The 19,506-nt window shown below is 64.1% G+C and carries 17 protein-coding genes; 10 read left to right on the top strand and 7 right to left on the bottom strand.

Annotation, left to right across the window (positions count from 1 at the left end):
• The first annotated feature begins 252 nt into the window (after positions 1–252).
• On the top strand, positions 253–2,589 hold the full coding sequence (locus QZ656_RS22555; RefSeq protein WP_291995490.1) for an AsmA family protein: 2,337 nt from the start codon (positions 253–255) through the stop codon (positions 2,587–2,589).
• Positions 2,590–2,731: 142 nt separating this feature from the next.
• Here QZ656_RS22555 and QZ656_RS22550 read toward each other — a convergent pair whose 3' ends face one another.
• On the bottom strand, positions 2,732–3,481 hold the full coding sequence (locus QZ656_RS22550; protein WP_291991589.1) for an ISAs1 family transposase: 750 nt from the start codon (positions 3,479–3,481) through the stop codon (positions 2,732–2,734).
• Complete coding sequence (locus QZ656_RS22545; protein ID WP_291991588.1) at positions 3,445–4,518, bottom strand: Druantia anti-phage system protein DruA; 1,074 nt, start codon at positions 4,516–4,518, stop codon at positions 3,445–3,447. Before QZ656_RS22545 ends, QZ656_RS22550 begins: the two co-directional genes overlap by 37 nt.
• Positions 4,519–4,726: 208 nt before the next feature.
• On the opposite strand from QZ656_RS22545, the gene QZ656_RS22540 reads away from it, so the two are divergent.
• From QZ656_RS22540 to QZ656_RS22530, 3 genes are all read left to right on the top strand, one after another.
• Positions 4,727–5,614, top strand: coding sequence for a caspase family protein (locus QZ656_RS22540; protein WP_291995489.1), 888 nt, complete (start codon positions 4,727–4,729; stop codon positions 5,612–5,614).
• Between the two features lie 94 nt (positions 5,615–5,708).
• Positions 5,709–7,166 carry a pyridoxal-dependent decarboxylase gene (locus QZ656_RS22535; RefSeq protein ID WP_291995488.1) on the top strand — a complete coding sequence of 486 codons (1,458 nt, stop codon included), beginning with the start codon at positions 5,709–5,711 and terminating at the stop codon, positions 7,164–7,166.
• A gap of 365 nt (positions 7,167–7,531) precedes the next feature.
• Entirely contained in the window at positions 7,532–9,274 is a 1,743-nt protein-coding gene (locus QZ656_RS22530) for an ATP-binding protein (protein WP_291995487.1), read from the top strand.
• A gap of 126 nt (positions 9,275–9,400) precedes the next feature.
• Here the strand turns inward: QZ656_RS22530 and QZ656_RS22525 are convergent, their stop codons facing one another.
• The 3 genes from QZ656_RS22525 to QZ656_RS22515 are packed head-to-tail and all read right to left on the bottom strand — an operon-like array spanning position 9,401 to position 12,299.
• Positions 9,401–10,846, bottom strand: coding sequence for a LutB/LldF family L-lactate oxidation iron-sulfur protein (locus QZ656_RS22525; protein WP_291995486.1), 1,446 nt, complete (start codon positions 10,844–10,846; stop codon positions 9,401–9,403).
• Positions 10,843–11,520 (bottom strand): lactate utilization protein, encoded by a 678-nt coding sequence (locus QZ656_RS22520; RefSeq protein ID WP_291995485.1) that lies wholly within the window; start codon positions 11,518–11,520, stop codon positions 10,843–10,845. The genes QZ656_RS22525 and QZ656_RS22520 overlap by 4 nt, the downstream gene beginning before the upstream one ends.
• Positions 11,517–12,299: a (Fe-S)-binding protein gene (locus QZ656_RS22515; protein ID WP_291995484.1), complete on the bottom strand. Its 783-nt coding sequence runs from the start codon at positions 12,297–12,299 to the stop codon at positions 11,517–11,519. Before QZ656_RS22515 ends, QZ656_RS22520 begins: the two co-directional genes overlap by 4 nt.
• 239 nt (positions 12,300–12,538) lie before the next feature.
• Here QZ656_RS22515 and QZ656_RS22510 point away from each other — a divergent pair, with 239 nt between their 5' ends.
• Positions 12,539–13,291 (top strand): FCD domain-containing protein, encoded by a 753-nt coding sequence (locus QZ656_RS22510; protein WP_291995483.1) that lies wholly within the window; start codon positions 12,539–12,541, stop codon positions 13,289–13,291.
• 9 nt (positions 13,292–13,300) lie between these two features.
• Here the strand turns inward: QZ656_RS22510 and smpB are convergent, their stop codons facing one another.
• Positions 13,301–13,747 carry an SsrA-binding protein SmpB gene (smpB, locus tag QZ656_RS22505; RefSeq protein ID WP_291995482.1) on the bottom strand — a complete coding sequence of 149 codons (447 nt, stop codon included), beginning with the start codon at positions 13,745–13,747 and terminating at the stop codon, positions 13,301–13,303.
• A 78-nt stretch (positions 13,748–13,825) separates the two neighbouring features.
• Here smpB and QZ656_RS22500 point away from each other — a divergent pair, with 78 nt between their 5' ends.
• The gene (locus tag QZ656_RS22500) at positions 13,826–14,269 is read left to right on the top strand and encodes a type II toxin-antitoxin system RatA family toxin (protein WP_291995481.1); all 444 of its coding nucleotides are present in this window, start codon (positions 13,826–13,828) and stop codon (positions 14,267–14,269) included.
• Positions 14,262–14,570 carry an RnfH family protein gene (locus tag QZ656_RS22495; protein ID WP_291995480.1) on the top strand — a complete coding sequence of 103 codons (309 nt, stop codon included), beginning with the start codon at positions 14,262–14,264 and terminating at the stop codon, positions 14,568–14,570. The genes QZ656_RS22500 and QZ656_RS22495 overlap by 8 nt, the downstream gene beginning before the upstream one ends.
• Positions 14,571–14,576: 6 nt before the next feature.
• On the opposite strand, the gene QZ656_RS22490 is transcribed toward QZ656_RS22495, so the two are convergent.
• Positions 14,577–15,017, bottom strand: coding sequence for a DUF4124 domain-containing protein (locus QZ656_RS22490; RefSeq protein ID WP_291995479.1), 441 nt, complete (start codon positions 15,015–15,017; stop codon positions 14,577–14,579).
• Positions 15,018–15,079: 62 nt separating this feature from the next.
• On the opposite strand from QZ656_RS22490, the gene guaB reads away from it, so the two are divergent.
• From guaB to QZ656_RS22475, 3 genes are all read left to right on the top strand, one after another.
• Positions 15,080–16,540, top strand: a complete 1,461-nt coding sequence (gene guaB, locus QZ656_RS22485; RefSeq protein ID WP_291995478.1) for an IMP dehydrogenase — start codon at positions 15,080–15,082, stop codon at positions 16,538–16,540.
• 58 nt (positions 16,541–16,598) lie between these two features.
• Entirely contained in the window at positions 16,599–18,164 is a 1,566-nt protein-coding gene (gene guaA / locus QZ656_RS22480; protein WP_291995477.1) for a glutamine-hydrolyzing GMP synthase, read from the top strand.
• Positions 18,165–18,624: 460 nt separating this feature from the next.
• On the top strand, positions 18,625–19,491 hold the full coding sequence (locus QZ656_RS22475) for a TIR domain-containing protein (RefSeq protein WP_291995476.1): 867 nt from the start codon (positions 18,625–18,627) through the stop codon (positions 19,489–19,491).
• The last annotated feature ends 15 nt before the right edge of the window (positions 19,492–19,506 follow it).

Below are 19,506 nucleotides of genomic sequence, written 5' to 3'. Positions count from 1 at the left end.
AGCGCCATGCTTATGCTCCCGGCACAGTGACGCCGGGCATTTTGCCGAGCGTGCGCGAAAACTGTCAATAACTTTGCAAGGCCAAATTGTCCGCGAGCGCGGCGCCAGTCGTCGCTTGACTGCCTTGGCGAAGGCTTTACCTGGCCCCTGCCCGGCAAACCCGGCTGAGCACCGTGCCGCGCACGCCGGCTGCTCAGTCGGTGCCAGCAGCGCTCGCGGCAGCATTCTGAACTCGCCTTGGCACGTCTGGCGATGACTGCCGGACGCCGCCGTATCTACCTCGTCGGCGCCACCCTGGTAGCGCTCCTGGTGCTCGCCGTAGTCATCGCGTTGGCGCTGTTCGACATCAATAAGTACAAAGGGCAGATCGAAGAAGCGGTCAGGACCAACACCGGCCGAACGCTGAAACTCAAGGGCGATCTCGGGCTTTCGATCTTCCCGTCGCTGGCCATCACACTGCCGGCGAGCAGCTTGTCGGCGAAACGCAGCGAAGCAGAGTTCGTCAGCTTTGCGTCGGCACGCGTGACGATCGCCCTGCTGCCCTTGCTACGGCGAAAGATCGTCGTCGATTCGCTCGACGTCCAGGACACACAGGCGACGCTGATCCGCCGCCGCGATGGCCGCATCACCGACGACGCCGACCTTGACGTCGGCGCACCCCTGGTGGCGGCGCCCGCCCCAGCCGCAGCGCCCGGCAGCGCCGCAGCTGGACCATCGCCAGACGCACCGGAACAAGCAGCGCCGGCGACCACGGCGGCCTGGGAAGTCGCCCAGCTGCGACTCAGCGACGCGACGATCAACCTGCGCGACGAGGTCAGCGGGCAAACGACAACGCTCTCGGCGATCGCGCTTACGACCGGCCGACTGGCGCCGAAAACGAACATGCCGCTCGAACTGAACGCTCGTCTGAGCTCGACCGCAGCCGCACTGGCCGGCGATATCGCGCTCACGGCGAGCGTGGACCTTGATCTCGCCGCCGCCGCTTTTGCCGCCAGCGACGTCAAGTTTGGCTTCGCCGGCACGCACCATCAGCAGCCCTTGCGCGCGTCGCTTAGCGCCAGCCGCTGGTCGCTGCACGGCGATGCCAGCAGCGCCACGGAGGTCGTCGTGCAGGCCGCTGGCCAGCGTGCTGCCGACGCGTGGAGCATCACCGCCAACGCCGCACAGATGGCAATCGAGGGGGTCAGCGGCGCGGCCGCGTCGCTACACGCCGAGAATCTGGTGCTCACGGCCAGCCAGCGCGATGGCCCGGCGACGCGGCAGGCGCGGCTCAGCGGCCCGCTCAGCGCCAGTCTGCAGAGCCGGACGCTGACCATGCCGCAGTTCGACTGCGCGATCTCGATCGACGACCCGCGCTTGCCTGATGGACGCGCGACAGCCACGCTCAGCGGTGCCATGCAGCTCGATGGCCGCAGCGAACGGCTCGATCTGAAGCTGGCCGCCAGCGCCGCGGATACGCGCTTGAACGCGGCGATCACGGTGAAGAATTTTGGCCAACCCGAGATCGCCTTCGAGATCGATGCGGATCGGCTGAACGTCGATCCTTATCTGCGACGGGCCGGGCAGGCGGAGACGGGCTCGGCGACGGCAACGGAAGCCACCAGGGCTGCCGCTACGGCGACGGATTCGGGTTCGGGTTCGGGTTCGGGTTCGGGTTCGGGTTCGGGTTCGGGTTCGGGTTCGGGTTCGGGTTCGGGTTCAAAGGCCAGTTCGGGAGCAGGTGATCGGATCGTCGACTGGACACCCTGGCGCGATCTGCGGCTCGACGGCAAGCTGCGAATCGGGCAGCTACAGGTCCGCGGCGTCACGGCGACGGAGGTGCGTGCCGCCGTGCACAGCGCCGCCGGGCGGACGGCGGTTTCGCCGCTGAGCGCACGGCTCTATGGCGGTCAGGCGAGCGCTGAGCTGGCTCTCGACGCCGCTGCCCAGCGGGCATCGCTGAAGCTGTCGCTGCAGCACGTCGATATTGGCGCGCTGGCGCGCGACGCCCTGCGCCGCGGCGATCTGAGCGGCCGTGGCGATATCGACCTGGCGCTGTCCACCGCCGGCCACTCGGTGGCCGAAATGACGCGCGCCGCGCAGGGTAGCGGGCGTTTCGCGCTGCGCGACTTTGCGCTGGTCGGCGTCGATCTGCCGGCCGTTCTCGGCCAGCTGACGCGCGCCTTGACTGGCAGCGGCACGCAAACCGGCCAGTTCGACCGCAGCAAGCGCACAGTGCTGTCGCGCCTGAGCGGCACCGTCAAGCTCGCTGACGGCATCGCGCGTAATGACGACCTCGACGGCGCCGCGCCACAACTCGGGCTACAGGGACGTGGCCAGTTCGACCTGCGATCGAAGCAGCTGGATTACACCTTGCGCGTCACCGTTACCGCCAACCCGATTGAAAGCTCGAAGCTGCTGACGGCGCTGGCCGGCATCTCGGTTCCGGTACATTTCAGCGGCCCGCCAGACGACTTGCGCTATTCGATCAAACTGACCGACGTGGCGACCGACGCCATCGCCCGTCGCGGCCGGGGTGTCGGCGAGGCGGTCATCGAAGAGGCGGAAGGATTCCTCCGCGGGCTGCTCGGGCGCGGCAAGAAAAAGTGAGCCTAAGCCTGCACCAGGCGCCGCAGCGATGGTCAGGGGGCAGCAATTAGCGCCGGCGAGCCCCGAGCAGCACCATTCCGTCCGGGATTTTGCGCCACGGGAAGATGCCGCCGGCCACGGTAAATTTGTTCTCGTGCCGGGATCAAGGTGATACGTGGCCTGTAGAATTTTTGGTCATGCGCAGGTAGTCGAAGACCAATCGGATGTTGCGGTTGAGGTGGCGCATTTTTTCGGAAATGCTGGTTTTGCCGTCGGAGAAGTGGTGCAGGATTCCGACGGCAAAGCGGCGCAGGCGTGACATGTTCTCGGGTCCGTAACCAGTCCGAATACGGCTACGGTCCTCGTCGTAGTTCCAGTCGATGACGTAGTGACAGCGGTTCTCTATCGACCAATGGCCGCGATTGATGGCGAGGATTTGCTGTGGGCTGGCCTGTTCTGGAGGGCGACTGGTGATCCCGAGAGCGATTTCGTGCGTCCGCTTGCCGCTCTTCTTGTGCAGCACTTCGCGCTCGATCAAGAACACCTGGCCGACATACGGGAAGTCGAGATAGGCGTTGAGGGCATTGCTGCACCAAATACGCCGAGTCTCGATCCGACCATGGTCAGGTGGCGAAACCGCCACGAAGTCTGCCCCCTTCCGATCCTGGAAGAGGAGCGCGATATCGGCTTGCAGTGTTGGCTGATTGCCTTTGACCGTGAAGTGATAGTGCGCCTTGCGCTCCACCAGGTAGGTCGCCAGCTTGCGCTGTGTCAGTAGCGCGTCGGCGGTGATGTCCTTGCCCTGAATATCGATCGCATCGAGCAGGGGTATGAACATCCCGATTTCATTGGTCTGCTTGAGCTCGTCCCCGCCATTTACGGGCAAGGTGCCGACTTTTTTTGGGTGTGACACACGCCGGTCTGATGCCCGACCACGCTCATGATGTGTGCTTGCTGACCGTGCTCGTCATGGGCATTGCGCATGGTCTTGCCGTCGACCGCCAGACTGGGGTCGTCTTGAGCATAGGCCTTGTTCCACTGCTGACACGCTTGATCGAGCGCCATGGGATCGACACGGATCAGGACGTCACGAATGATGAACTCGCTGGGTACGCGGTAAACGCCCTTCTCGCGACGACAGCGGAAACGCTCGCGTGCTTTCGGTGTGAGGTCTTTGGCCCACCCGGCGATGGCTTTGTAGCCCCGCATTCCGCACAAGACCGCCGCCGTGGCGATGGCCAGAACGGCAGGAAGGGGGTGACGCCTTCCTTGCGCGCGCCGCGGGTCGGCGATGCCGGCAAAGAAATCGGGAAGCGTGCGCATCTGTTCGGCGGTGAGCATCATCCTGGGCGCTCCTGTGCGATAGCGGGGGTTGAGTATCGAGCGGGAAAGTTGGCCGCGAGCGTCCGCCTGCAAGGGGCGAACAAAGACAACTTTGGGCGACGTCGGGTGGGCGCTGTAGCCTTCTCGGGTGCGGCGAAAGCCTTGCGTCAGCCCCAGAGGCGTCCAGTTCGCGGCGCGATAGACGGTCCCCTGGAAGCGCGAGGGGTCCACAAAGGTCTCCAGCAGTAACAGCGGCTTCCCGAAATGCGCCTGCCAATCCTCGGCGACCCGTCGCTCGCACAGCGAGAGCACCTTGGAGCCGAGATTGGGGTAATGCCAATCGGGAAGGATCAGAAAGCGACTGTTGTTGGCGACCAGGCCCAAGCGATCGTACTGATGCCGATAGTCCCAGCCGATCCAGCGGTCACGAACGCCGCATTTCCAGGCCGCCGCAGAGAAACTCAGCAGGGCCGTCCACTTTTCGCCGTAGGTGGCCACGTACCAAAGCGTGTGCCCGATCTTCGCCAGGTCGCCCAGGTAGTGATGCTCTGCCATCAACTCCCGATAGCGAGCCTCTTCGCTCTTGCCCACCAAGCGAACACGCAATGCACCAAGAACGCTTTCCATGCGCCATTTATACGGACTTCCGGCGCAGATGTCCAGGGGGAAGAACTAACTGCTTGATTGCCCGTGCGTTGCCTGAGAGGACAAATCCACCCTGTGCCGCCGGCAGCCAGCCATTGCGGCCAGCGAATGATCGCCGCACAATGCGCAGGCGACTGATGCCGCGCTTTCGCCGATCATTGTTTTCGCGGCTTTGCTAGGAGGGTTCGCCATGGCTGGAAGAAAAGCGCTTTTTGTCGGCATCAATAAATTCGCGAACTACCCGCAGTTCGCACTCAACGGCTGCGTTAACGACGCCAGGGACATGGCGGCGCTGTACAAGGATCTGCTGGGTTTCACCAGCAGCGAAATGAGCAGCCTCACCGACGCCCAGGCGACCAAGGCCAACATCATGGCCAGGCTGGCGGCGATGGTTGCCGACGCCAGGGCCGGCAAGCTCGACTATCTGGTCTTCAGCCTGTCGTCGCACGGCACGCAGATGAACGACACCAGTGGTGACGAGCCCGACGGCAAGGACGAAGCCTTCGTGCCCTACGATATTGCCGAAAAAGACGGTAGTTGGGACGCCGCGCACATTATCTGCGACGACGAGTTGCACGATCTTTTTGCGCAACTGCCCGCCAATGTCCTGCTCGAGGTCTATCTCGACACCTGCCACAGCGGTAGCGGACTGCGTGGCGCCGAATTCGGTCTGCACGCACCGCGGCCGCGCTTCGTCGCACCGCCCGACCATGAATTCGACGACAAGCCCGCCAGGATGCGCGGCTTCACGCTCGACGCCGCACTCCCCGACGCTGGCAAGAAGAAAAAGGAAAAAAAGAAAAAATCGGCCAGCGCCAGCAAAGCCGCCGTGCTCGGCGCCCATCACCTGCTGTGGACCGGCTGCAAGGCCAACCAGACCAGCGCTGACGCTTTCTTCAGCGGTCGCTACAACGGCGCTTTCACGTATTATTTGGTCAAGGTGATGCGCGACACGCAGAACAAGCTGTCGCGCAAAGCGGTGATTAGCGAGATGCGCAAGCAGATGAAGAGCAGCTTCGCGCAAAGCCCGCAGCTGGAAGGCAACGCGACAAACCGCAGCCAGGCGATCGCTTACTGACCGGCAAGCCATTGTCGCCGACATGCGCACCGCCCGTGAGGGAGACGGCCGTGGCATCGATGACCGCTTATCAGCTCTCCGAGGAACGACCAGCATGAGTGCCGAAATCGATTCGACGGCCGCCACGGTGACCGAACAGGCGCTCAGCCGCGCGCACGCGCTGGCGAGCGCTTTTCTGGCGTCGCTGCCGGAGCGTCCGGTCGCTCGGCTACCGTCGGCGGAAGAAATGGCGGCGGCTCTCGACGAAGCGCTGCCCGAGTCCGGCAGCGATCCAGCGGCCGTGCTTGATCAGTGGTTCGCGCGTGCCGAACGCGGCATCACCGCGTCGCCGGGCCCCCGCTTTTTCGGCTTCGTCACCGGCGGCGTGACGCCGGCGGCGCTCGCCGGCGGCGTGACGCCGGCGGCGCTCGCCGGCGATTGGCTGGCATCGGCCATCGACCAGAACGCCGGCATGTGGGCCAGCAGCCCGGCGGCAGCGCAAACCGAGCTGGTCGTCCTGCGCTGGCTGAAGGAGCTCTTTGGCCTGCCGGAACATTGGGCTGGCGCGCTGACCAGCGGCGCGACAATGGCCAACCTGGTTGGCCTGATCTCGGCGCGGCAGTGGGCCGGCCGACGACTCGGCTTCGACGCCGCCGCCGATGGCCTGGCGGGTCAACCAGCGATCTGCGTCATCTCGAGCAGCGCGATCCACCTCAGCGCCGTCAAGTGTCTGGGCACCCTCGGCCTGGGCCGCAGGCAGCTGCGTCAGGTCGCTGCTCCGGGAGGCTCGGTCGACGTCGCGGCGATGGCAACGCTGCTGCGCGGGATCGCCGGACCGGTAATCATCGTCGGCAACGCCGCCGAGGTGAACAGCGGCCATTTCGACGATATCGCGGCGCTCGCCGACCTCCGCGACGCGCACCCGGGCGGCGCCTGGCTGCACGTCGATGGCGCCTTTGGACTGTTCGCCAGCGCGTCGCCGCGCTTCGCCCATCTGTGCCGCGGTATCGACCGCGCCGACTCGGTGGCTTCGGACGCGCACAAGTGGCTGAACGTCCCCTACGACAGCGGCTTTGCCTTTGTGCGCGACGCGGCCATCCTCCGCGAGGCCTTCGCCGCCGACGGCGCCTACGTCGTCGGCGGCTCCGGCTGGGACCCGTTCACGCACGTCCCCGAGGTCTCGCGCCGCTTTCGCGCGCTGGCTGCCTGGTGCGCGCTGAAGGCCTTTGGTCGACAAGGCTATCGCGCGCTCGTCGAACGCTGTGTCGAGCACGCCGCGGCCTTCGCCCGCTGGGTCGAGGCGACGCCCGGCGTCGAGCTGATGAATCCGGCCGCGCTCAACATCGTCTGCTTTCGCGTCGTCGGCCAGGGTGGCAACGAAGCGGCCAACGATCAGCTCAATCGCACGGCGGTTGGCCTCATTCAGCGCGATGGCCGCGCCTTCGTCACCGGCACCGTCTGGGGTGGCCGCGCGGCGATTCGCGCGGCCTTCGACAACTGGCAGACGACGCTCGACGACGTTGCCCTGCTGCAGGCCGCCGTCAAGGACGTGGCGACGGATCTGGCCAGCTGAACAGCCACCGCCGGCAAGTGTTTGCCGGCGCGCACAGCGGGACCCACGGCATGCATTCATCTCGACAACTTATCGCCTGCCGTCGCTGATAATATTAGCCTTGTTGTCGCCAGGCAAATTCTTCGGCTGGTCGGCTGCTCCTTGGCGGAGCAAACACCGTCGATCGATCTCCCGGCAAACGATCATGACCCGCCCAGACGTCGCCGATCATGAAAATCATGGCCGTTTTTCGTCGTCCACGACCCTTCGCCCGCTCGCGGCAAGAAGGGAGATTCGCGTAGCAGATGCGACTTTTACGGCAATCCGCGCAGAGCGCGTCCGACCGAACGCGGAGCAGCGCTGCGCTTCACCCGGAGTAATAGAAGATGAGCCAAAACGATCTCGCGCCGTTGCAGAGACAGCTCGAGAGCGAGCGGACGGCCCGCAAGGAAGCCGAGCGACTGTTCGAGGAAAAAATCAGCGAACTGACTCTTGCCAACCAACAGCTACAGCGCCATGTCGACTGCCTGCCGTGCATCGTCGTCGCGCTCGACAGCGACGCGCGAATCTCGATGATCAACCAGGCGGGCTGCGCACTGCTCGGTCAGCCAGCGAGCGCGCTGCTCGGGCAAGCCTGGTTTGAGCGTTGCCTGCCACAGCCCAATGGCGAATCGGTCCTGCTGCCCCTGTTTCGCCAATTGCTCGCCGGCGACACGGGCGCCAAGGGAAAACTGGCTGAATATGCAATCTCCGACGGCAGCGGCCACGCACGTTTGATGATCTGGCACATCGGCCTGTTAACCGACGCGACCGGGAAAATCGTCGGCACCCTGAGCTCCGGCGAGGATATTAGCGAGCAAAGACAGGCTGAAGCGGCGATCGCCGAATCGCGAAACCTGCTTCTGAAGATCATCGATACGGTACCGGCGCGGGTCTTCTGGAAGGATAGCGAGTTGCGCTTTCTCGGCTGCAACGCGGCGTTTGCCAGCGATGCCGGGATGCACAGCAGCGCCGAGATGATCGGCAAGGACGACTATCAGATGGTCTGGGCCGAACAGGCTGACTTCTACCGCGCCGACGACCGGGCGGTGATGGAATCGGGCGCCCCCAGACTGTTCTTCGAAGAACAGCAAGCCACCGCCGGTGGTGAAACGGTCTGGCTACGGACCTCGAAGGTTCCCCTGATCAACGACGACCAGCAGACCTTCGGCGTCCTGGGTATTTACGAAGACATCACCGAATACCGGCGTATCGAAGCCGATAATCGGGTGCATGTCGCCGAGTTGACGGCGCTCAATACGATGCTGATCGAAGCGCAGAACCAGATGCTGCGCTCGGTAAAAATGGCGTCCGTGGGCCAGCTGGCGGCAGGCGTCGCGCGTGAGATCGACAATCCCTTCGCCTTTATCAGCTCGCATCTGATGGCGCTCAAGGGGCACGTTCAGGATTTGTTGAACGTCGTCGACGCCTACCAGAAGGCCGAACCGGCTCTGGCCGCGCAGGGCGAACTCCTGATCGCCATCAAGCAGGCCAAATCGGCGGCCAATCTCGACTTCCTGCAGCACGACATTCTCAACCTGATCAGCGAATCGCTGGACGGCGTCCAGCGCGCCAGGACGATCGTCGACTGCCTCAAGGATTTCTCGCAAGTCGATACCGTCGAGTGGCTGCCGGCGAATCTCGAGAAAGGCCTGGAGAGCACGCTCAACATCGTCTGGAACGAAATCAAATACAAGGCCAAGATCAAGAAGGACTATGCCGGGATTCCCGAAATCGAGTGTCTTGAGCCGCAACTGAAGCAGGTCTTCCTGAACCTGCTGATCAACGCTGTGCAGGCCATCGACGAACGCGGCACGATTACCCTGCGTACCGGCTTTGACGAGCAGGCGGTATGGCTTGAAGTTGCCGATAGCGGCAAGGGTATCGAGCCTGAACACCTGGACAAGGTTTTCGACCCCTTCTTCACCACCAAGCCAGCCGGCAAAGGAACCGGCCTTGGCCTGTCACTGGCGAAAAACATCGTGCAGCGGCATCGCGGGCAGCTCGAGGCGCGCAGCAAACCTGGCAAGGGCAGCGTCTTTCGCGTCACCTTGCCGCGCAACCGGGAGCCAGCCCCGGAGAGATCTTGAGTTCGCGCCGCGAGCGCGACGGCTTGCCGCTGGCAGCGGCCGCTGCAGCGCCGCTTTCGCGAATCGGCGTGAGCGATCCACCGCCACCTCGGCGACGGCCCACAGCGTGCGAGACGTCGCCGAGCGCTATTGCCAACGGCTTTTTCTGGCCGCCATCCGCTCGTGCAGCGTCCGCGCCGCCGGCTTCATCGGCGTCCGGCTGACCGTCCAACCACCCTGGAACGGCGGCGTCAGGACGCGCAAGCGCGTCGCCAGCCAGCCGAAAGCACGATAGAGCGCCGGCCGCGTGTAGAGCGCCGCCCAGCCCGCCCAGACCGCATCGACCAGGCGGCTCTTGGCGGCGCCCTGACCGAGCAGCGGCGCATGGCCGGGGCGCGCGTCGTGTTGCGCTTCCTCGCGCAGGCGGACCAGCAGTTCGGGAATCGGGATGCGCACCGGGCAGACCTCGCCGCAGGCGCCGCACAGGCTGGAAGCGGTCGGCAGGACGTGCGTCGCCGCCAGGCCCAGCATATGTGGCGAGATGATTTCGCCGATCGGTCCCGGATAGGTGGTGCCGTAGGCGTGCCCGCCGATGCGCGTATAGACCGGGCAATGGTTCATGCACGCGCCGCAGCGGATGCACTGCAGCGTCGAGCGCAGCTGTTGATCGGCGTAGGCCTGCGTACGGCCGTTGTCGACCAGCACCAGATGCAGCTCGCGCGGGCCGTCCTTCTCGCCTGGCCGACGTGGGCCGCTGATCATGTTCAAGTAGGTGGTGATCGCCTGACCGGTCGCCGAGCGCGTCAACAGGCCAAACAGCGGCGGCACATGTTCGAGCTTCTCGACGACTTTCTCGATGCCGGTGATCGCGATATGAACATTGGGCACGGTAGTGCACATGCGGCCGTTGCCCTCGTTCTCGACCAGGCACAGGGTGCCGGTTTCGGCGACGGCGAAGTTGACGCCCGACATCCCGACCTCGGCGCTCATGAACTTCTCGCGCAGCACCGCGCGGCCAATGCCGATCAGTTCGTCGACCGAGTCGGTATAGCGGGCACCCGGCACCTTGTCGGCGAACAAGCGCGAGATCTGCTCCTTGGTCTTGTGGATCGCCGGCATGATGATGTGCGAGGGCTTCTCGCCGTCGAGCTGGACGATGTATTCGCCCATGTCGCTCTCCAGCGCGTCGATGCCAACGTCGGCCATCGCGTGGTTGAGCTCGACCTCCTCGCTGACCATCGACTTGCCCTTGACCATCAGTTTCGTCGAGTGGCTCTGCGCGATGCCGATGATGATCGCGCACGCTTCCTCGGCGGTCTCGGCCCAATGCACCTTGACGCCGTTGTCGGTGAGCTTGCGCTCGAGTTGTTCGAGCAGCTCGGGCAGGCGTGCCAGGCTGTACTTGCGGATATGCTCGGCGAGCAAGCGCTGGCTTTCGAGCGCCGCCGCGTCGGGGAACTGCGCCGCGCGCTTGGTGATCAGGAAATCCATCGCGCCGCGAAAGCTCTTGCGCAGGTGCTGGTCGGCGACGGCGACGGCAGCACGCTGCTTGAATTCGCTGGCCGGGACGAACTTCATTGGTTGTGCGTTCATACCAGTTCCTCCTCGTTGACCAGCAGCAAGACGACCAGCTCTTTCGGGCCGTGCGCGCCGTAGGCCAATGTCACCTGGATGTCGGCGGTCTTCGATGGGCCGGAAACGAGCAAGGCGTTGGTCGGCATGCCCTCGCTCCAGCGCTGCTCGCGCAGCGCGTCGAGGAAGCTGTCGTAGAGCTGGTCGGCGTCGAGCAGCGCGAAGTGGATCGGCGGCACCAGCGACAGCAGTCGCGGTTCGGCGACGTCGGGCCAGACGATCAGCGTGCCGGTCTCGGCGATGCCACCGCGCGTCGACGTCAGGCCGGCGTCGGTGTCTTCGAACAGTTCCTTCTTCCATTCGTCGACCGGTCGATCATAGGGCTTCAGCCCGGTGATGCCGGCGGCCGCGAGCGCCGCGGCGTGCGCGCTCTGTTCGCCGTAGAGCAGCGAGCGAACGCCCTTGGCGGCGCACAGCTCGCGCAGCGTCTGCGGCCAGTTGGCGCGCGTCACGCGCACCACTTCGCCGTGCCAGAAAGCCATTTTTTCGCAGAACAGCTCGATTCGCGAGTGACGCGTGCTGGCGGCCGTGCCGGCGGCCTGCGCCGCATGGAAAGCTCCGACGTCGGGCGGCAGCGGCAGCGGCCCCTGCGGCGCCTCGCGCAAGCGCCGCAAAATGTTCTGCCGCGCGCTCATCGCGGCTCTCCGCCGTCGTTGGTGCGCTGCCAGAGAAAGCTCGCCAGGTGCTGCCCCTGAAAGTCGTCACCGCGTTTCTGCAGGGTATGGTTGAGGCTCAGCATGCAGCCGCAGTCGGCCGACACGAAGGAGCGCGCACCGGTCTCGCGCAGCGCGTCGACCTTGTCGCCGGCCATCGCCGACGAGATCGCCGGGTGCTTGAGCGAAAACGTGCCACCAAAGCCGCAGCATTCCGATTCGTGCTCGTGCATGACGACTTCGACAGCCGCCAGCTGCGCCAACAAGGAACGCCCGTGCTCGAGCGTCCCCATCTCGCGGCGCGCGGCGCACGAGGTGTGCAGCGCGACGCGCGTTGGCGCGCCGCGGTCGCTGAGTTCGACCCTCGCCACATGCACCAGAAATTCGCTGAGTTCGAAAACGCGTTCGGCCAGCGCGCTGACCTCGGCGTGCAACTGTGGATCGTCGGCGAACATCTCCGGATAGTGATGGCGCATGGTGCCGGCGCACGAACCCGAGGGAACGATCACCGGCCACGGCTCGGGAAACAGCCGCAGCTGCGCCAGCGCGACGGCGCGCGCCTGCTCGGGGAAGCCGCTGCTGTGCGCGGGTTGCCCGCAGCATGTCTGATCGGCGGGGAAATGGACCTCGATGCCCTCGCGCTCAAGCAGCTGCACAGCGTCGATGCCGGCGTCCGGACAGAAAAGATCGATCAGGCAAGTGCCGAAGAGGTAAACCTTCGTGGGCTTGTCGGGGTAGTGGCGGCTGCCGGCTTGATCCATGACTGTCTCCTGTTTTCCGAGGGGTAGAGGAAGGCTTGGGCGCAAGTGGTAAGACCAATTTTCCGCGTACACTAATTGCGCGCCTGCCCTTTGTCAATCACCTGAACGAATGCCCGTATGGGCGCACGGTTCTGCGGCTGCACGGATTGAGGCGATCGCCGGCCAGCGACGCCAGAACTGGTAAGACCAATGGATACCTGCAATAATCCGCCGACCCTCCCTGGAGCCGCTCAATCAGCATGACTTACCACAAGCTCAACCTGCCGCGGATTCCCGACGTGATCGCTCATCAGCTCGAGACGCGCATCCTCGAAGGCTCGCTGAAGCCCGGCGATCGCCTGCCTGCCGAGCGCGATCTGGCCGTCGAACTGGGTGTTTCGCGCCCCTCCTTGCGCGAAGCGATCAAGAAACTGGTCTCGCAGGAGCTGCTGGTCAGTCGCCATGGCGGCGGCACTTTCGTGACCGACCGACTCGAGGCAAGTTTCGTCGACCCCTGGCAAAAGCTGCTCGAACAACACCCCCTGCTCCAGGACGATGTCCTCGAATTCCGCCATCTACTCGAAGCTTCGGCCGCCGAACTCGCCGCGCAACGCGCCACCGACGCCGACCTGCAAAGGCTTGAACAAGCGTATGCCCGCCTTGATGCGGCTTACCTTGGCGGCGATCGTAGCGCGCAGGTCGCGGCCGACGTCGCTTTTCATCTGACGATTGCCGAGTCGGCGCACAACGCGCTATTCGGTCACGTGCTGGCCAGCGTTCTGCGCCTGCTGCACGAGCACGTGCGGCGCAGCCTGCGCGAGATCGCCGTCAGCCCCGAGACCGGCCAACAGCTGATGGCGCAACACCGGCAGATCTTCGAGGCGATTCGTAGCCGCCAGGCCGCTAGCGCGCGGCTGGCGGCGCAGGCGCACATCGGCTTCGTCCGGCAGCGCCTGGGCGACGCCGCCGAGTCAGAACAAAGGCAACAGCGCTCCTTGCGGCACTTCAGCTAACGCCGTCGCTCAGACCTTGGCGCGCATCAGGCGCGCTTTCTCACGCACCCAGTCGCGGTCTTTCTCGGCGTCGCGTTTGTCGAATTGCTTCTTGCCCTTGCCGAGGCCGATTTCGACCTTGATCCGGCCGCGCTGAAAATGCAGGTCCAGCGGCAGCAAGGTATAGCCGGCACGTTCGACCTGTCCGATCAGCTTGCTGATCTGTTTGGCGTGCAGCAGCAGCTTGCGGGTGCGCGTCGGATCGGGCGAGACGTGCGTCGACGCAGCCATCAGCGGCGTGATGTGCATGCCGAAAATAAAGACTTCGCCGTTGCGGACGAGAACATAGGCTTCTTTGATGTTCGCGCGTCCAGAGCGGATCGCCTTGACCTCCCAGCCCTCCAGAGCCATGCCGGCCTCGACCTTCTCTTCTATGAAGTAGTCATGAAAAGCCTTCTTGTTGGCGATGATGCTCATGGTGCTTTTTCTCGGGAGATTAGGGGTCTGCGGTGCTAGAATGCGCGATTCTACAGGATTCACAGGGTGCGGCAGCGGATGGCCACAGTCAAGAAATCGGTTCTGATCGAGCGCTCATCGCAACAGATGTTCGACCTCGTCGACCGTGTCGAGGACTATCCGCAATTCCTGCCATGGTGCAGCGCGACGCACTGCGAGTTCCGCGACGACCGCAAGACGGTCGCCACGCTGCACATCAACTACCGTCGGGTCAGCTCGCACTTCACCACCGAGAACGACAAGGAATCGCCGCTGTCGATGAAAATCCGGCTGGTCGACGGGCCCTTCCGGCGGCTCGATGGTTTCTGGCACTTCAAGCCACTGGCTGACTACGCGTGCAAGATCGAGTTCCAGCTGTCGTACGAGTTCTCCAGCAAGATGCTCGAAAAAATGATCGGCCCGGTGTTCAGCCAGATCGCCAACACCTTCGTCGACGCCTTCGTCAAACGCGCCAACGAAATTCATGGCGTGCCGAATGCCTGAAACGCTCAACGTCGAAGTCGTCTATGCCTTGCCCGGCAAGCAGCAGATCGTCCGCCTGCAACTGCCTGCGGGGTCTACCGTGCGGCAAGCGATTGAAGCGTCTGGCCTGCTGCAGAAGCATCCGGAAATCGACCTGAGCAAGAACAAGTTCGGCGTCTTTGCCAAGCTCGCCAAGGCCGACGCCGCCTTGCGCGACCAGGAGCGCGTTGAAATCTACCGGCCCTTGATTGCCGACCCCAAGGAGGTACGCAAACAACGCGCCGCCGCCGGCAAGCTCATGAAAAAGGGCGACAGCGAGTAACGACGCTCACTGGCAACTGGCTTGGGCGGCCTGGCGCGCCTTGGCAATCTCCTGCTCACGCTGCGCGTCGTCCAGGTAGTAGCGTTCGCCCTTGCTGTCGCGCATAGCCAGGCGCTCACCCGATTCCAAGGTCTGCAGCGCACGTCGCGCTGCGTCGCAATTTTCCCGCCGCAGCGCGGCGACGTGCGCGTCCTTTTCGGCCTTGTCGGCGCCCTCGCGCGACTCCTTCTGGCGCTTGCGGAAGTCGATTTCGCGGTCGGCCAGCGTTTTGCCGGCTTCGCCAGCCGCCGGTTCGTCGGCTTCGATGATCCGCGCGTGCCTGACCTTACCGACCGGCGGCCGATCGGAAATGACCGTCTTGTTGTTCTCGTCCAGCCACTGGTAAATCTGCGCTGGCGCGGCCAGAGCGGCAAGCAGGGCAGTAACAGCAAAAGCAATGCGCTTCATGGGCGTTCAGCGGTTGGGGAGCACACTGTATAATACGTTTTTGTGACTCCGGATCAAAGGCCATGCGTTTAATTCAACGGGCGCTGACGTTCGACGACGTCCTCCTCGTTCCTGCCCACTCCAACGTAATGCCGCGCGACGTTGACCTCAAAACGCGTCTGACCCGCAAGATCAACCTCAAGCTGCCACTGGTGTCGGCGGCGATGGACACCGTCACCGAGAGCCGTCTGGCGATCGCCCTGGCGCAAGAGGGCGGGATCGGGATCGTGCACAAGAACCTCACTCCCAAGGCGCAAGCGGCCGAAGTGGCCAAGGTCAAACGTTTCGAGTCCGGAATACTCAAGGATCCGATCACCGTGTCGCCGAACATGTCGGTGCGCGATGTGCTGGCGCTGACCAGCCTGCACAAGATCTCCGGCGTGCCGGTACTCGACGGCAGGATAGTCGTCGGCATCGTCACCAACCGCGACCTACGCTTCGAGACCAATCTCGACCAGCCGGTGCGCAACATCATGACCCCGCAGGATCGCCTGGTGACCGTGCCCGAGGGAGCGACGGTCGAGGAAGGCAAGGCGGTCATCCACAAACACCGCCTCGAGCGCGTGCTGGTGATCAATGATGCCTTCGAGCTGCGTGGCCTGATCACCGTCAAGGACATCATCAAGACCACCGAGCACCCGTATGCCAGCAAAGACCCGGCGGGTCGTCTGCGCGTCGGTGCGGCCATCGGCGTCGGTCCCGGCACCGAAGAGCGCGCCGAGCTGCTCGCCGAAGCCGGCGTCGATGTCCTGGTAGTCGACACCGCACACGGGCATTCACAGGGCGTGCTCGATCGTGTCAAGTGGATCAGCAAGAACTTTCCCAACGTCGAGGTCATTGGCGGCAACATCGCCACCGCCGCAGCCGCGCTGGCGATGGTCGAGCACGGCGCCGACGGCGTCAAGGTCGGCATCGGCCCCGGCTCGATCTGTACCACGCGCATCGTCGCCGGCGTCGGCGTGCCGCAGATCACCGCCATCCAGAGCGTCTACGACGCGCTCAAGGATAGCGGCGTGCCCTTGATCGCCGACGGTGGCGTGCGCTATTCGGGTGACATTTCGAAGGCGATCGCCGCCGGCGGCAACACGGTCATGCTCGGTGGCCTCTTTGCCGGTACCGAAGAAGCTCCTGGCGAGGTCGAGCTGTTCCAGGGACGTTCGTATAAATCCTACCGTGGCATGGGCTCGATCGGCGCCATGGCCGCCGGCGCGGCAGACCGCTATTTCCAGGAAGAGACGGCCAACGTCGACAAGCTGGTGCCCGAGGGCATCGAAGGCCGCGTCCCCTACAAGGGCTCGGTGCTGGCGGTCATCCATCAGTTGATGGGCGGCCTGCGCTCGTCGATGGGCTATCTGGGCTGTCGCACGATTAGCGAAATGCACGAGCGCGCGACCTTTGTCCAGATCACCTCGGCCGGCGTCCGCGAGTCGCACGTCCATGACGTACAGATCACCAAGGAAGCTCCCAACTACCACGTCGATTGAGCATCGATCGATGACCACCGGGCGGCTGCAGGCCGCCCGCTTCATTTGAGGCGTCGCCATGTCCCATCAAAAGATCCTGATTCTCGACTTCGGCTCGCAGGTCGCGCAGTTGATCGCCCGCCGCGTCCGCGAACAACAGGTCTATTGCGAGCTGCATCCGTACGACGTCTCCGAGGACTTCATCCGCGACTTCCAGCCGCAGGGAATCATCCTTTCCGGCGGCCCCAATTCGGTCTACGACGTCGCCGAGTTCAAAGCCCCGCAGGTGGTCTTCGAACTCGGTGTGCCGGTCCTCGGCATCTGCTACGGCATGCAGCTGATGGCCACGCAGTTGGGCGGCAGCGTCGAGAGCTCGAACAAACGCGAATTCGGCTACGCCGAAATGCGCGCCCGCGGCCACTCCGAACTGTTCAAGGGAATCGAGGATAGACGCAACGGCGAGGGCCACGGGCTACTCGACGTGTGGATGAGCCACGGCGACAAGGTCACCGCCCTGCCCCCGGGATTCAAGTTGATCGGCAGCAATGAATCGACGGCGATCGCGGCGATGGCCGACGAGGAGCGCAAATTCTACGCGGTGCAATTTCATCCCGAGGTCACGCACACCATCAAGGGCAAGGACATCCTCGGCCGCTTCGTGCGCGACATCTGCGGCTGCGGCCACGACTGGAACATGCCCGACTATGTCGACGAAGCGGTCGCCAGAATCCGTTCGCAGGTCGGCGACGAGGAAGTCATCCTCGGCCTCTCCGGCGGCGTCGATTCGTCGGTTGCGGCAGCGCTGATCCAGCGCGCTATCGGTGACCAACTCACGTGTGTTTTCGTCGACAACGGCCTGCTGCGTCTCAACGAAACCGAGCAGGTGATGCAGACCTTCGCCCGCAATCTCGGTCTCAAGGTGGTGCATGTCGACGCCGCCGCGCAGTTCATGGGCCATCTGCAGGGGGTGACCGATCCTGAACAGAAGCGCAAGATCATCGGCCGCGAGTTCGTCGAGGTCTTCCAGGCCGAGGCCAACAAGCTCGCCAACGCCAAATGGCTGGCGCAGGGAACGATCTACCCCGACGTGATCGAATCGGCCGGCGCCAAGACCAAGAAGGCGCACACCATCAAGAGCCATCACAACGTCGGCGGCCTGCCGGAAGAACTCAATCTGAAGCTACTTGAGCCGCTGCGCGAACTGTTCAAGGACGAAGTACGCGAACTCGGCGTCGCGCTCGGCCTGCCCCACGACATGGTCTATCGCCACCCCTTCCCCGGCCCCGGCCTCGGTGTCAGGATTCTCGGCGAGGTGAAGCCCGAGTTCGCCGACCTGCTGCGTCGCGCCGACGCCATTTTCATCGACGAGCTGCGCGCGTCAGGCTGGTACGAAAAGACCAGTCAGGCCTTCGCCGTCTTCCTGCCGGTCAAGTCGGTGGGGGTGATGGGCGACGGCCGCACCTACGAATACGTCGTCGCCCTGCGCGCCGTCGAAACACAGGACTTCATGACCGCACAATGGGCCGAACTGCCGCACAGCCTGCTCGGCAAAGTCTCGAACCGGATCATCAACGAAGTCCGCGGCATCAACCGGGTGGTCTACGACATCTCGGGCAAGCCACCGGCGACGATCGAGTGGGAATGATTCGACCCACTTCGCGGGCATGAGGCATCGGTAACTATTCGGCGAGCGCGTGGCCGAGGCGCACTGCCGAGTATCCCGACCTTGATCCAGTTGGCGGCTTTATAGCCACCGGACGTGCATGCGGTCGCGGGCCGTGTTTCCCGCGAGCGTGTCGCGCCAGTAGTGCAGCCAGTTTCACCGGCTCGGTGGTCATGCCTCTCAAGTTGCGTTCGTACTCTTGCCGTAACGATGACTCGGGGGCTGAGCGTGTCCGGAGCGGAAATCAGCAGTCGGTTATCGGCGTCAGAGCGGGATAGTGAAAGCGTTCGGGATGCGCTAGAAAAAAGCCGCCGCGATGAAACGGGAACGACAGCGGCTCTCCGCCGGCATCCTCAGCAGAATCCAGGCGTGACTAAGCCGCCGCAGAGTGCGGTAATATGCTTGCCAGTCCGATTGCATACCCCAAGCTACAAAAAAAATCGTGGACATCTTCAAGCTCGCCGCGCAGTTGCTCACACCCCACATGGCCGAGGAGCGTCGTGACACCTGGCTGACGCTGGCATTCAGTGGCGAGCGGCGCAAGGTCTACGACAGCATCCCGCAGCGCGGCGCAACAGCGGATTTCGTGGTCACCTGCGTACGCACTCTGCTCGATCGAGGCTGCCTCGGCTCGCGGCATGCGTTAGCGCTTCTGCTCGAAACCGTACGCGGCGCGGCGGGCGATGAGCGCCAGGCCGAATTCCAGGCGTTGATCGACGCGCTCGACCAGCGATGTGGCCAAGCCACGGCGATGTCTTCGAACGCCGCCTCGCCGGTGCGCGATCTCGTCTACATTAGCTACCGTCACCGCGATCGCCAATGGCACACGCAGCTGCGGCAGGTGCTCGACGCCGATTCCCGGCTGCACGAGCTGATCTGGGACGACACAAAGATTCCGAGCGGCAGCGACTTTCAAAGACAAATCGACGAACACCTGGCGCGCGCCCGCATCATGATCATGCTCGCCAGCGACGACTACTTCGGGCCCACCTGCGGCGCAGCCGAATGCGAAATCAAACCGGCGCTGGCAGCACAGCGCAAGGGCGAGATGCTCATCCTGTGGTTGCCGCTTCGCCCGATGTCGATTGCCGGTTCGCCGGTCGCACACCTCATGGCCGCGAGCGGTGCGGGCGCCGTGCCGCTGGCGACGCTCTCGCCCGAGGCGCAGCATGCCACACTGGTCAAGGTTTACCACGCCGTCCTGCAGCACCTGGGAATGGTGTTAGCGGCACCCCTGGCAACGGCGCAGCAAAAGCCGGCAGCGGCTGCGCCCGCAGCATCGTATCCGCCGGCAGCGACGACAAGGTGAAAAATAACAAGGGAG

Source organism: Candidatus Accumulibacter sp. ACC003, from assembly GCF_907163085.1.
In the GTDB taxonomy this organism is placed as follows: domain Bacteria; phylum Pseudomonadota; class Gammaproteobacteria; order Burkholderiales; family Rhodocyclaceae; genus Accumulibacter.
Note: the sequence above shows the minus strand (reverse complement) of the source record. Positions and strands in the feature narration are given on the sequence as shown.

Excerpts from the sequence above, each read along its gene's own strand:
- QZ656_RS22520 (WP_291995485.1), bottom strand. The coding sequence starts at position 11,520 with ATGAGCGCGCGGCAGAACATTTTGCGGCGCTTGCGCGAGGCGCCGCAG.
- QZ656_RS22535 (WP_291995488.1), top strand. The coding sequence starts at position 5,709 with ATGAGTGCCGAAATCGATTCGACGGCCGCCACGGTGACCGAACAGGCG.
- guaA (WP_291995477.1), top strand. The coding sequence starts at position 16,599 with ATGTCCCATCAAAAGATCCTGATTCTCGACTTCGGCTCGCAGGTCGCG.
- QZ656_RS22540 (WP_291995489.1), top strand. The coding sequence starts at position 4,727 with ATGGCTGGAAGAAAAGCGCTTTTTGTCGGCATCAATAAATTCGCGAAC.
- QZ656_RS22495 (WP_291995480.1), top strand. The coding sequence starts at position 14,262 with ATGCCTGAAACGCTCAACGTCGAAGTCGTCTATGCCTTGCCCGGCAAG.
- QZ656_RS22500 (WP_291995481.1), top strand. The coding sequence starts at position 13,826 with ATGGCCACAGTCAAGAAATCGGTTCTGATCGAGCGCTCATCGCAACAG.
- QZ656_RS22545 (WP_291991588.1), bottom strand. The coding sequence starts at position 4,518 with ATGGAAAGCGTTCTTGGTGCATTGCGTGTTCGCTTGGTGGGCAAGAGC.
- QZ656_RS22530 (WP_291995487.1), top strand. The coding sequence starts at position 7,532 with ATGAGCCAAAACGATCTCGCGCCGTTGCAGAGACAGCTCGAGAGCGAG.
- smpB (WP_291995482.1), bottom strand. The coding sequence starts at position 13,747 with ATGAGCATCATCGCCAACAAGAAGGCTTTTCATGACTACTTCATAGAA.
- QZ656_RS22510 (WP_291995483.1), top strand. The coding sequence starts at position 12,539 with ATGACTTACCACAAGCTCAACCTGCCGCGGATTCCCGACGTGATCGCT.
- guaB (WP_291995478.1), top strand. The coding sequence starts at position 15,080 with ATGCGTTTAATTCAACGGGCGCTGACGTTCGACGACGTCCTCCTCGTT.
- QZ656_RS22490 (WP_291995479.1), bottom strand. The coding sequence starts at position 15,017 with ATGAAGCGCATTGCTTTTGCTGTTACTGCCCTGCTTGCCGCTCTGGCC.
- QZ656_RS22515 (WP_291995484.1), bottom strand. The coding sequence starts at position 12,299 with ATGGATCAAGCCGGCAGCCGCCACTACCCCGACAAGCCCACGAAGGTT.
- QZ656_RS22525 (WP_291995486.1), bottom strand. The coding sequence starts at position 10,846 with ATGAACGCACAACCAATGAAGTTCGTCCCGGCCAGCGAATTCAAGCAG.
- QZ656_RS22555 (WP_291995490.1), top strand. The coding sequence starts at position 253 with ATGACTGCCGGACGCCGCCGTATCTACCTCGTCGGCGCCACCCTGGTA.